This window comes from bacterium (genome assembly GCA_030247525.1).
GTDB lineage: Bacteria > Electryoneota > JAOADG01 > JAOADG01 > JAOADG01 > JAOTSC01.
Genome location: JAOTSC010000024.1, coordinates 1 through 12,540, shown reverse-complemented (window position 1 = coordinate 12,540; position 12,540 = coordinate 1). Strand labels below are relative to the sequence as shown.

14 protein-coding genes are annotated in these 12,540 nt (G+C 49.0%); 3 read left to right on the top strand and 11 right to left on the bottom strand.

The features are described from left to right. Positions 1–106: 106 nt before the first annotated feature. The 3 genes from OEM52_03860 (at position 107) to lipB (ending at position 2,556) form a co-directional block, all read left to right on the top strand. The gene (locus tag OEM52_03860) at positions 107–1,474 is read left to right on the top strand and encodes a tryptophanase (GenBank protein ID MDK9699273.1); all 1,368 of its coding nucleotides are present in this window, start codon (positions 107–109) and stop codon (positions 1,472–1,474) included. A gap of 101 nt (positions 1,475–1,575) precedes the next feature. Further along, positions 1,576–1,878 carry a YciI family protein gene (locus OEM52_03855; GenBank protein ID MDK9699272.1) on the top strand — a complete coding sequence of 101 codons (303 nt, stop codon included), beginning with the start codon at positions 1,576–1,578 and terminating at the stop codon, positions 1,876–1,878. Further along, entirely contained in the window at positions 1,879–2,556 is a 678-nt protein-coding gene (gene lipB, locus OEM52_03850; GenBank protein MDK9699271.1) for a lipoyl(octanoyl) transferase LipB, read from the top strand. Between the two features lie 188 nt (positions 2,557–2,744). Here the strand turns inward: lipB and OEM52_03845 are convergent, their stop codons facing one another. The 11 genes from OEM52_03845 to OEM52_03795 form a co-directional block, all read right to left on the bottom strand. Next, positions 2,745–3,413, bottom strand: a complete 669-nt coding sequence (locus OEM52_03845) for a proton-conducting transporter membrane subunit (GenBank protein ID MDK9699270.1) — start codon at positions 3,411–3,413, stop codon at positions 2,745–2,747. Positions 3,414–3,507: 94 nt separating this feature from the next. Next, positions 3,508–4,200: a proton-conducting transporter membrane subunit gene (locus OEM52_03840; protein MDK9699269.1), complete on the bottom strand. Its 693-nt coding sequence runs from the start codon at positions 4,198–4,200 to the stop codon at positions 3,508–3,510. Between the two features lie 150 nt (positions 4,201–4,350). Beyond that, positions 4,351–5,856: an NADH-quinone oxidoreductase subunit M gene (locus tag OEM52_03835; protein MDK9699268.1), complete on the bottom strand. Its 1,506-nt coding sequence runs from the start codon at positions 5,854–5,856 to the stop codon at positions 4,351–4,353. 1 nt (position 5,857) lies between these two features. After that, complete coding sequence (gene nuoL / locus OEM52_03830) at positions 5,858–7,846, bottom strand: NADH-quinone oxidoreductase subunit L (protein MDK9699267.1); 1,989 nt, start codon at positions 7,844–7,846, stop codon at positions 5,858–5,860. 78 nt (positions 7,847–7,924) lie between these two features. Then, complete coding sequence (nuoK, locus tag OEM52_03825; protein ID MDK9699266.1) at positions 7,925–8,224, bottom strand: NADH-quinone oxidoreductase subunit NuoK; 300 nt, start codon at positions 8,222–8,224, stop codon at positions 7,925–7,927. Positions 8,225–8,226: 2 nt separating this feature from the next. Beyond that, complete coding sequence (locus OEM52_03820; GenBank protein MDK9699265.1) at positions 8,227–8,793, bottom strand: NADH-quinone oxidoreductase subunit J; 567 nt, start codon at positions 8,791–8,793, stop codon at positions 8,227–8,229. A gap of 162 nt (positions 8,794–8,955) precedes the next feature. Beyond that, positions 8,956–9,456: an NADH-quinone oxidoreductase subunit NuoI gene (nuoI, locus tag OEM52_03815; GenBank protein MDK9699264.1), complete on the bottom strand. Its 501-nt coding sequence runs from the start codon at positions 9,454–9,456 to the stop codon at positions 8,956–8,958. Between the two features lie 138 nt (positions 9,457–9,594). Next, on the bottom strand, positions 9,595–10,647 hold the full coding sequence (nuoH, locus tag OEM52_03810) for an NADH-quinone oxidoreductase subunit NuoH (GenBank protein ID MDK9699263.1): 1,053 nt from the start codon (positions 10,645–10,647) through the stop codon (positions 9,595–9,597). Continuing rightward, entirely contained in the window at positions 10,644–10,946 is a 303-nt protein-coding gene (locus tag OEM52_03805; GenBank protein ID MDK9699262.1) for a hypothetical protein, read from the bottom strand. Before OEM52_03805 ends, nuoH begins: the two co-directional genes overlap by 4 nt. A gap of 110 nt (positions 10,947–11,056) precedes the next feature. Next, the gene (locus tag OEM52_03800) at positions 11,057–11,881 is read right to left on the bottom strand and encodes a 2Fe-2S iron-sulfur cluster-binding protein (GenBank protein MDK9699261.1); all 825 of its coding nucleotides are present in this window, start codon (positions 11,879–11,881) and stop codon (positions 11,057–11,059) included. Positions 11,882–12,067: 186 nt separating this feature from the next. Continuing rightward, positions 12,068–12,540: NADH-quinone oxidoreductase subunit F (locus tag OEM52_03795; protein MDK9699260.1), on the bottom strand; the 473-nt coding region annotated here is incomplete at its 5' end.

The following is a 12,540-nucleotide window of genomic DNA, read 5'->3' as shown; positions in this document are numbered from 1 at the left end:
GGGAAAACCAACTGAGTTGAACCTTGGGGAAAAACTTACGAAATTACGGCACTAACCCAATTTGCCAATCGAGTAACCGATTGGACGCATCATTACCGGAGATAGTATGATACCCGAACCGTACCGTATAAAAATGGTTGAACCGATTCACCTGTTACCAAGAAATGTTCGCGAAGAGAAAATTGAGAATACTGGTTTCAATCTTTTTGGGTTGCGGTCGGAAGAAGTGTTTATCGATATGCTCTCTGATAGTGGTACCGGTGCGATGTCAACCCAGCAATGGTCAGCGTTAATGATGGGAGATGAAAGTTACGCCGGCTCCGCTTCCTTCTACCGAATGAAAGAATCAATCGCTGATGTGATGGGTTTTCCCTATGTCCTCCCCACTCACCAGGGACGTGCGGCGGAAAATGTTCTCCACAGCGCTTTAATCAAAGAGCATGATGTTGTTCCGGGCAACTCCCATTTCGATACGACCAAAGCCCACATTGAATTCCGGAAAGCCCATGCAATCGATTGCACGATTGATGAAGCATTCGATCCGGACAATCTTTTTCCGTTCAAAGGCAACTTAAATTTAGAGAAACTCCGAGCTGCTTTAACCGAATATGTTCCCCAGAAACGAGTACCATTTGTTCTCGTGACGGTAACATGTAACAGCGCGGGCGGACAACCGGTGTCGATGGAAAACATGCGCGGGGTAAAGCAACTATGCGACGAGTTTAAAGTTACATTGTTCGTCGATGCTGCTCGATACGCCGAGAATTGCAAGTTTATTCAGATGCGGGAAACTGGCTACGCGAGTAAGTCCTCAGCAACCATTGCCCGTGAGTTCTTCTCCTATGCCGACGGTTGCACGATGTCATCGAAGAAAGACGCCTTGGTCAACATCGGTGGATTTATCGCCATGCGTGACGAAGAATTGTATCGTCAGTGTTCGATCTACGGTATTCTGTTTGAAGGGTTTGTTACTTACGGCGGGATGTCAGGACGCGACATGGAAACGCTTGCCGTCGGTTTGAAAGAGGGAATCGACGACGAGTATTTGGAACACCGGTTAGCACAGACGAAATACTTGAGCGATTTGCTTACAGAAGCAGGAGTGCCGCATGTCAAGCCGGCGGGCGGTCATGCGATTTACGTCGATGCTTTGAAGGTGTTACCGAATATTCCCCGCGAGCATTTTCCTGCTCAAACGTTGGGTGTCGAGATATACATCGAAGCTGGGGTTCGAGGAGTTGAAATCGGCGCAGTGTTAGCGGATCGCGATCCAGTAACCCGTGAGAACCGGTATCCCCGGTTAGAATTGTTACGATTGTGCCTACCACGGCGGACATTTACTTCGAATCATTTGGAGTGGGTTGCCGAAGGGCTGCATAATGTGATGAGGAGAAGCAGCTTCATCCGCGGATTACAGATAACATACGAGCCGCCGATTCTACGCCACTTCACCACGAAGTTTGTTAGAGTATAGATTACATTGTTTTCGAGAAACTGCCGGACAAAGTGTCCGGCAGTTTTTGTTCGTAGGGTGGACTTGAAATTCAATGTTGGCAAACTCACAAAGGAGAACTAATGCGTTACTATAGTTACTTAGTGAGACCGGTGAAAGCGAACTTCGATACGAACTACACCGATGAGGATGTCCGAATAGTCGGGGAGCATTTTCGATATTTGGTGGGGCTACATGAGAAGGGAATCGTGCAGTTTGCGGGACGGTGTGACGACACCACGTTTGGTATCGTAATCTTACGCGCGGATAACCGGGCGGAAGCTGAGAAGCTATTTGCGAACGATCCGGCGATTGTTCAGGGGGTCATGAGCGGATCGCTCCATGAGTTTCGTATCGCTTTATGTGGCAACTTTCCGAGTGAATAAATGACGACATCAAGAGAACCGATTCCAGCACAGCTCATCATTAGTCCAGCACTCATTTCGTACCAAGACGCTTATGAAGAACAAATGAAATTGTTGAAGCAACGTCAAGCCGGCGAGATACCCGACACGGTTTGGCTGCTTGAGCATTTTCCAGTGTACACGTATGGCCGCAGTACGAAAGTGGACGGTGTAACGGTTTCCAACATTGTATGGAGTGAAGCGAAACGGAAGGCAGCCGGGATAGAATTGTATGAAACAGATCGTGGAGGTGACGTTACCTATCACGGACCGGGTCAAATCGTCGGATATTTCATCGTCGATTTAGAACAACATGGAAAAGACATTCATCGGTTTCTGAGAATGCTTGAGCAAGCTGTCATCGACACGTTAGCACATTGGCAACTCGAAGGGTACCGGGTGGAAGGTCGTACCGGTGTTTGGGTTAGAGGGGCAAAGGTTTGTGCAATGGGGATTCGGGTATCACGGTGGGTAACGATGCACGGGATTGCGTTCAATGTAAATCCGAATTTGTCGCACTTTCAGGGGATTGTACCGTGTGGGATTAACGATGCTCCGGTTACGTCGCTCTCCTTATCGTTGGGTAGGGAAGTTGCCATGTTAGAGGCGCGCGATGTTTTGGTTAAGAGTTGCATAGAACAGTTTCATTGGCAGATATAAATCGATCCTCAGTATTGTCGTTTGTTAGACAAAGAATATATATTTGAGTTCGGAAAAAGGTCGATCTGGATTTCCGCTCTGAACTGCAATGCGGTCTCGTTTTCTCCAATAACTTCAGGCGGACACGGTTGCTGACGCCAACGCATATATCAGGGCGTAATAACTCGCTACTGAACCGAACTGATAGATTACATGCCGAGGGCTTTTACGCCAGTGCCAACGAGATTGACCCAACTGGAGGGGAAGAGACCGGTTGCAAGAATGACTACCGCACAGATGGCAAGACCGACCCCCACTGTTCCTCCCCATTGTATCGGCTCGGAGGATTCGGTGGTTGGCTTCATGTACATGTGGACGATGATTTTCAGATAGTAGTACACGGAAATCGCAGAGAACAGCGCCATCGAAATTGCCAGCCACAAATTTCCAGTACGCAATGCCGAGTAGAAAATGTAGTACTTTCCGAAGAACCCGCCCGTCGGAGGAATCCCCGCCAACGAAATCATGAAGAGCGCCATGAGTCCCGCCAATGCAGGGTGACGGGATGAGAGACCATTATAATCGTCAAAGGAGTAAACACCTTCGCTACGATTCATTAGCCAGGCAACGGTAAATGCGCCAAGGTTTGTAATCGTATAGACCAACGAGTAGAGCATTAGAGAAGAAGCGCCGTTATCATTCCCGGAAACGATGGCTACCAAGAGATATCCGGCATGAGAAATCGAGGAATACGCGAGCATTCGCTTCACGGAGGATTGTTGGATTGCAACAATATTGCCAATTGCCATTGTTAAGAAGGCAATCACTGCCAACAAATCGCCGATGTTCAGTAAAACCGGGCCAGAGGGCGACAACATAAACTTTCAGGAATGCGCCAAAGGCAGCGGCTTTCGGTCCGGCACTAAAGAAACCGGCTATTGGAGTGGGTGCACCATCATAAGCATCGGGCGATCAGAAGTGGAACGGTACCGATGCCGTCTTGAAGAAAAATCCGATTAAGAGAAGTCCGATACCTGCCCAGAAAAGTGATCCGAATTGCCCGTTCTGTTTCACGATCCAAGACGAGATTTCCTGATAATTGGTGCTGCCAGTGGTGCCATACAATAGCGCGATTCCATAGAGAAAGAATCCGGTGGAGAATGCACCAAGCAGGAAATACTTCATAGCCGCTTCGTTCGACTTGGGACGCTCGTATAACATACCCGCTAACGCATACAAGCTTATCGACATAAGTTCGAGCGCGACGAACAAGACGATTAGATCGTTGGTATTCACCATGAGCATAGCGCCAACGGTTGCAAGGAGTTTCAAGGATAATGTTTCCGGTAACTTAATCCCTGTTTTCTCGTAGTAGGGACCCGACATCGCAATCGAAAGGAATGCGATAGCGATAAAAAGTAAATCGAAAAATCCAGTGAATGCGTCACGGGACAACATCCCAAAAAAACCAGTGGTTGGAACGACACAGCATGACTGGCACAGCGATGATGCGAAAATGGTACCGAGACCAAGTAACGATACCGCCTGTAGTAAGGTGTTTCGTTTGGGGACGACGATATCGACTGCCATGACGAAGAATGCGAGTAATGCGACCCATAGTGCAGGGCCGATTACAGAGATTTGGGTGCAGAAAGTTTCCGTCATGGTTTGTAGTTATTTGATCCTATGAATCGATTTTTTCTTTGCGTTACTAACTTTCGGGATTGCTTCGGCGCAAGGCGCTCTCGCAATGACAGGTCAGGCAGGATTCCCTACGGAGAGCCGCAAGGCGGTGTGCCTAACTTCCTGTCCGATCTATTTCAATAGAAGAGTTTGAATGACGACACCTTTAGCAGCAAGGATTTCTTTGACTGAGGTATCGAGTACACTTAAAAACGTATTGGGGTAAACCCCAATCCAGAGAATGAAAATGAGCAACGGAATCACTCCGGCATATTCTTTCCAATTCATCTCGGTCAATTCGTTGTTCGCTTCATGCTTGATGGGACCAAAAAATACGCGCTGTACCATCCAAAGCATGTAAATCGCCGAAAGAATGACACCGGTTGCCGCCCATGCCGCCCAGACCCAGCTTGCCTGTACCGCTCCGGTCAAAATCAAGAATTCACCGACAAACCCATTCAACATCGGTAAACCAATCGACGACATCGTCACGATTAAGAAAATGGTCGAATAAATCGGAACGATTGCTGCAATGCCGCCATAAGCGTCGATGTCGCGGGTATGCCTCCGCTCGTAAATCACGCCAACCAAAAGGAACAGTGCGCCAGTCGAGAGCCCGTGGTTTATCATTTGTAAGACCGACCCGGACAACCCTTGGAAATTCAAGGCGAACATTCCGAGCATCACAAACCCTAAGTGACTGACCGACGAATAGGCAACCAACCGCTTGATGTCGGTTTGTACCATCGCAACGAGTGCGCCGTAGATAATCCCAACAATCGATAATATGACAATCAGTGGCGTAAAAGAGTCGGTCGCGCTGGGGAACAAAGGAATTGCAAACCGGAGAAAACCGTAGGTTCCCATCTTCAAGAGGATGCCGGCTAATACGATGGAACCAGCAGTCGGCGCTTCGGTGTGGGCGTCGGGTAACCAGGTGTGGAAGGGGAACATCGGTACTTTGATGGCAAAGGCAAGCCCAAAAGCAGCGAACAACCACATTTGGACACCGAGGGGAATCGGCGCTGTTTTTGTGAGTTCGTAAATTTTCAATAAGTCGAAGGTACCGGTGCCGGAATGATTGAAATAGATGTACAAGATGCCAATCAGCATCAAGAGGCTGCCGACTAAGGTGTACAAGAAGAATTTAATCGCCGCATACAGCCGGTTTTTGCCACCCCAAATGCCAATCAGGAAGTACATCGGAATGAGAATCGCTTCCCAGAAGACATAGAACAGGAAGAGATCGAGCGAAGCAAACACACCAATCATCGCAGCTTCTAACACTAAGAAGCTAAAGTAGTATTCCTTGACGTGTTTCTTGATGGGATCCCATGAAACCAATAAGCAAATCGGGGTAAGGAGCGTCGTAAGCAGGATCAGCAACAACGAAACGCCATCGATACCGATTTGATAGGTAATTCCGAGCGAGGGAACCCAAGGAACGATTTCCATGAATTGGAAACCGGTTTTTGTTTTATCGAATCCGAACCAGAGACCCAAACTTATCGCAAAGGTGATAACAGTTATAAACAGGGAAATGCCGCGGGCAAGATTCTCCTGTTTGCGGGGAAGCAACAACATCAGTACTGCACCGATGAGGGGAATGACGATTAATGTCGTTAGTAGTGGCAACATTTTATCTTCCCAACACCAGCCAACCGATAATCGCAACGATTCCGAGCGACATCATCAGCGCGTAACTAGATAACAAACCGACTTGTATCCGGCGCAATCCCGCGCCTACCCAATCGACGATGTGGGCAATGCCGTGTAAACCGCCGTCAATCGCCATCCCATCGAAGACTTTCCAAAAGAAAATCGAAGCAGAATGTATGGGTTTCACGACAATGAACTCGTAAAGTTCATCAACCCAATACTTGTTTTCCAATACCCGGGCGTATCCGGTCGGTTGTGCAAGTAATTTATCAAGTTCTTGTGTTTTGTTCTTATAAAGACGGGTCGCAATGAAAATACCGATTAACGCAACCAATACGGAAAAGGCCATCAATCCTAATTCAAGCGATATCGCATGATGTTCTTTCGCATAGGCAAGTGCGGGCAATTCGAGCGACTTTGCCAGTACAGGTTCAAGCCATTCTCCGATCAGGAAATGCCCACCTAACACATGGGGTACGGCAAGATAGCCACCAAACACTGAAAGAATGGATAGAACGACGAGTACTCCCGTCATTAACGGTGAGACTTCTTTAACATGATGTTCCACCGCTTCGCCACCGCGGAAAGTACCAAAGAAAGTCAAATAGACGAGTCGGAACATGTAGAATGCAGTGAGTCCCGCGGTAATCGTCGCGATGATCCAAAGGTGCCAATGTCCGCTTGCAAAGGTTTTCCAGAGGATTTCATCCTTACTGAAGAACCCGGAGAGACCGGGAATCCCGGCAATCGCAAGCGTTGCAATGAGGAACGTCCAATAGGTCAATGGGATTTTTTTCCGTAAGCCGCCCATGTAGCGGATATCTTGCGGATCCTTATGAATGCCCTCATGGTGGAAGGCGTGTTCCATTGAATGAATGACTGCGCCGGAACCAAGGAACAAACACGCTTTAAAGAAGGCATGGGTCATTACATGGGCGATGCCGGTTTCATACGCGCCGACCCCGGCTCCTAAGAACATGAAACCAAGCTGCGATACCGTCGAGTAGGCAAGGACTTTTTTAATGTCCCACTGCCGCAATCCGATTGTTGCCGCAAAGAGTGCGGTCAATGCGCCTACAGTGGCTACAACTTCCAATGCAATCGGGGCTAACGAGAAAATGATGTTTGCCCGTGCGACCATATAGACGCCAGCGGTAACCATCGTCGCAGCATGGATTAATGCCGAAACCGGAGTTGGACCTGCCATTGCATCAGGCAACCAGACATATAACGGGATTTGCGCCGATTTACCACACGCACCGACAAAGAACAATAAGGCAATCGCTGTAATGACCGGTGCACCGCCTGGGAATTGTTCTAATGCTGCCGGGAATACCTTTGAGAATTGGAGCGTACCGAAGGTGGCAAACATGAGCAACATGCCGAGCAGGAAACCCCAATCGCCGATCCGATTTACGACAAAGGCTTTTTTACCGGCGCTCGCTTTCGCCATATCCTTGTACCAGAATCCGATCAAGAGATAGCTACAGAGCCCGACCCCTTCCCAACCGATGAAGAGTAGCGCAAAGCTATTACCCATCACCAGCGTCAACATAAAGAAAATGAAGAGATTCAGATAGAGGAAGAAACGGCGGAAACCGGGATCGCCATGCATGTAGCCGATGGAATAGATATGAATGACGCCGCCGACGCCGGTGACTACGAGCATCATGATCGCGGATAGCGGGTCGAGCAATACTGCCCAATCGAGGGACAGATTACCGACCGAAATCCATTTCGCGAATACCACTTCGATCACGCGATGTTCGGCAGGCAGCGCTTTCAATTGGAAGAAGGCGACCACCGATAAAACAAATCCGGTCAAAACGGCAAGCGAGGCAATCCAACCGACAATCGCTTCGGAAAGTTTCTTTCCAAAGATCAGATTGAATAGGAGAGCGCCAATCGGCAGCAAGGGAATCCAAAGCAGCCAATTGAAGTTCGTTGCGATTGTTGTTGGTTCGGGCATAGTTGTTTAAGTATTTGTCAGCCAAAGGTTGGCTAAGCTTTTTAACGTTATCCGCAGACAAGATTGTCTGCGCTACTGTTATCCTTTGAGTAAATGAATATCGTCGATATTAATCGAACCGCGATTGCGATAGACTGTGACAATGATTGCCAGACCGACCGCGACCTCGGCAGCAGCAACCGCGATGACAAAAAAGGCGTAAATCTGTCCCGCCGGATTATTCGAGAATGCGCTAAAGGCGATAAACGTTAGATTGACGCTATTCAGCATCAGCTCAACCGACATAAACAAGATGATTGCATTGCGGCGAGTCAACACTCCGGCAACGCCGATGGTGAACAAGACTGCCGACAACGCAAGGTAGTGTATGAGTCCAATTGTCATTGCGGCTTACTCCCAACTACCATCTTCTTGACAAACATTGTTTTTGATGAAGTTGGTTCGCGCTTTGACAATGCGACTGCTCCAACAATGGCGGCAAGCAACATCACCCCCACGATTTGGAAGGGAAGCACCCAGCGCTGGAACAACCAGGAACCCAGCTCTTTGGCAGTACCCAGCGACATTTGTGTCGTTTCGGTTACCCCTTCGGTTACCGCAACCGAGGTCGTGCGAACGGCAAAGCTAAGCAACACCAATATCAGACCGGCAACCAACCCACCGACGGCACGCAAAACGATGTTACTCCGTTCCAACTTGCCGATGAGATTTAAATTCAACATCATCAAAACAAAAAGGAAGAGCACCATAATCGCGCCGGCATAGACGATAATTTGCACGGCAGCAAGGAATTGCGCGCCGAGCAATACGTAGAATCCAGCGATGCAAAAGAAATTCAAAACAAGCCACATCACACTCGCGACCGGATTGGCACGCGTCACAACCATCAACGCGGTGAAAATCGCGACGAAGGATAGGAGGATGAATGTGATGTTGTAGAAGTTCATGATTTGTCAGACAAGATTACCTGCGGTGTGCCGCAAGGCAGGGTTGCCTAACCTCCAATTAATTTTTGCAGACAGGATTGTCTGCGCTACTGTGTATGCTAATGGGATCGCCACGTCACTTCGCGCATACAAGGTTATGCGCTTCATTCCTCGCGAATCCGCTTACTCTTTGTACCAGATGGGACCGCCGGTTTTCTCGGTCAACATCTCTTTGTTGTAGATCAGTTTCTCACGGGTGTCGTCGACAAATTCATAGTAGGGCGTGAGAAAAATCGCCGCTTCGGGACACGCTTCTTCACACATGCCGCAAAAGATACAACGCAACATGTCGATGTCATACACCTTCGCATAGCGCTCGGTGGGATGCTCATGACGCTTCTCGGCGGGGACTTCCGCCGCTTCGATGTAGATCGCATCCGCTGGACACGCGAGTTCGCACATTTGGCAACCGACGCAGCGCTCTTGTCCCAACTCGTTGCGTTTCAGGACATGTCGTCCTCGCCAACGTGGTGAGACTTCCACCTTCTGCTCGGGATAGGGAATCGTCGACTTCTTCATAAAAAGATGGCGCAACGTGACCCGCATCCCTGCCCAGATGGGAGTGATGTAGAGCCGCTCGCCAAGCGACATTTTCCACTTATTTTTGATTACTTCGATTGCCATTTTTTAGGAATCTTGTCAGCCAAGAATGGCTAACCTCCAATTATTCGGGCGGACATGGTAGTCCGCCCCTACCCAAGATTTGGGCGTATGCCATACGCTCCTACAAACGGTCAGACAAGAGTGTCTGTCCTACCGTAACTAAAACCATGTGGTGTAGAAGGGCCACGCGAGAACAAGAATTGCGGTGATAATCACCCAGATAAAGGCACCTTCCAATAACACTTTCCAACCTAACCGCATTAACTGATCGTACCGGAAGCGCGGTAAGGTCCAACGCAACCACATAAAAACGAAAATGAACAACAGCGTTTTCGTAACGATCGCACCAACGCCGAGCAACGACTCAAATAGCGTCGGTTGTGCAGAAACCGTCATGAATGGGACTTGCCAACCGCCAAGATAGAGCGTCGCCATCAGCGAGGAAGCAACAATCATGTGAATGTATTCGGAGACCTGAAAGAGACCGAATTTCATCGAGCTGTATTCAGTATGGTAGCCGCCAACCAATTCATTTTCCGACTCCGGTAAGTCGAACGGCATCCGCGCACATTCGGCAAGCGACGCGACAAAGAAAATGAAGAATCCAATCGGCTGCCGCCAGATGTACCATTTCGCAAAAGTGTCCTGTTGCTCTACAATCTCACGAAGCGACAGCGTTCCGGCAAGTAGTAGTACGCCAACGACGGCGGTTCCTTGCGCCAATTCGTAACTAATAACCTGGCTGCTCGCCCTCAGGCTCCCCATCAAGGAAAACTTGTTGTTCGACGCCCACCCGCCCAACATCACGCCATAGATGCCAATCGACGCAAAGGCGAAAACAAAGAGCAATCCGGCATTGACATCGATCATCTGGAGCGATATTTCTCGGCCAAAGAGAATGATTTTATTGCCCCAGGGAATTGCCGCAGTCAATAAAATCGGAGGAATGGCGGCGATACCGGGCGCAATGATGTAGAAGATTTTGTGAACGTTTGCCGGAATCATTTCTTCTTTCAAGAAGAATTTGATACCATCGGCGGCGGGCTGTAGCAGTCCCCACGGACCGGCGCGATTGGGGCCAATCCGATCCTGCATCCATGAGGCTATCCGGCGCTCAGCGAGCGTCGCATAGGAGGCAAGCCCCATGATTGCCGAGAATAGAATCACGGCGAATCCGGCTTTCTCAAGGATGAGGAGTAAAAGTTCGTTCATGACAAATCTGGTAAAGGTTCACGCCTTGTTAAGTAATAGCCCATCTTTGAATCATCATACGATGGTTTGAGAGTTGAAACTCCTTTGGCAGTCTCACTTACTAAGAGACTCTTCACATCTCCACTAATGTACACTTCAAGTGCTTCTTCCTTGACAATCTTCGATTTCAAGATTAGCAAATCGTACTCGATTGATTGAACTCCGTCTGTAACCGTAACAAGTAACTTATAAGCGTTTATCTGATCTTGTTGACTTTCAATGTCAATAAGAACATTTCCATTATTAAAACTTAGCTTCATTTCATACCTCATCGACTCTTAACTCGATAAACAAGTCACTTCAATATTGGGATTGCTTCGTCACTGCGTTCCTCGCAATGACACGTCAGGCAAGATTGCCTAACCTCCAATTAAACTTCAATGACCCAATCTTCGATGTTGTAATGGTTGTAACGGCAATCGTCGCAAATAATGGAGTCCATCACCCCTTTGTTGATGCGCGACGTGACTCGGCGAATTTCTCCGCGATAGATCCCGAGTCGGCATTTGCATTCATGCTCGCAATCAGGACGATGGGCATCCACTTGATCCAAATCCCAGACCCGGGCGGTAAACCGGAATTTCTTGTCGGTCAATGCGCCAACCGGACAGATATCAATCACGTTGCCGGCAAAGTCACTGGGAAGAAACGAATCGATGTACGCGCCGATTTCCGTACGGTCCCCGCGCTCGAGCGCTCCGATATACTCGACCCCTAAATAATCTTCGGCGAGTTTAATACATCGGCGGCAGTGAATACAACGATTCATCTCGCGGGCAATTTTTTCGCCGTAATCGACTTTCGGAAAGGTACGCTTAGCTTCGCGGTACCGACCAACGGCAACACCGTGCTTATGCGCTAAATCCTGTAAATCGCATTCGCTCGCCTGATCGCAAATCGGACAATCGAGCGGATGGTGGATCAGTAGGAATTCCATTACCGCCCGCCGCGCTTTCAGGACGCGCTCGTTGTCGGTAAAGATTTCCATACCATCGCGAACGGGAATATTGCAGGCGATTTGCAGCTTCGGCATCCCTTTTATTTCGACCTGGCAAATCCGGCAATTCCCTTGCGGCGGGAACCACGGATAGTAACAGAAGGTCGGGATGTTGCGTCCGAGCTGTCGCGCTGCCCACAGGATGGTGATCCCGTCGGAAACTTCGATGCTCTGTCCGTCGATGGTTACTTTTGCCATGCTCTCTTTTAATGTTTGCGATTAATGTAGGGGTTCGATTCATCGAACCCGTTTTTACATATCGGGCTTGATGAATCAAGCCCCTACTCTATTAGGCGTATGCCATTCGCCCCTACGGAATGCAACGGGCTTGGAAGCCCGTATCCACCCCTATCAACAGTGGACAGACAAGAGTGTCTGTCCTACTCAATACTTTACAGTTCCGGGTAAACAAGCATGATGAATCACATGATGCTCGAATTCGGCGCGGAAACGCTTGACGGCACTCTGGACCGGCCAAGCTGCCGCATCACCAAGGGGACAAATCGTTTCCCCATCGATATTGTTTGCGACATCGAGAATTAAATCGACTTCGTCCGGGTGTCCCTGTCCATTCTCGATGCGATGTAACACTTTATTCAGCCAGCCGGTGCCTTCACGGCAGGGCGTACATTGTCCACACGATTCATGGGCATAGAACCGGGCAAGAATTTCCAACGCTCGGACGATGCAAACCGTGTTGTCGTACACAATTACGCCGCCGGAACCGAGCATCGTGCCGACTGTGCCAAAGCCTTCATAATCCATCGTACAGCTATCGGCTTCCGCCTCTTCGCGAGTGATGACTGGTACCGAAGAGCCGCCTGGGATAATCGCTTTGAATTCTCGACCGGGTAACG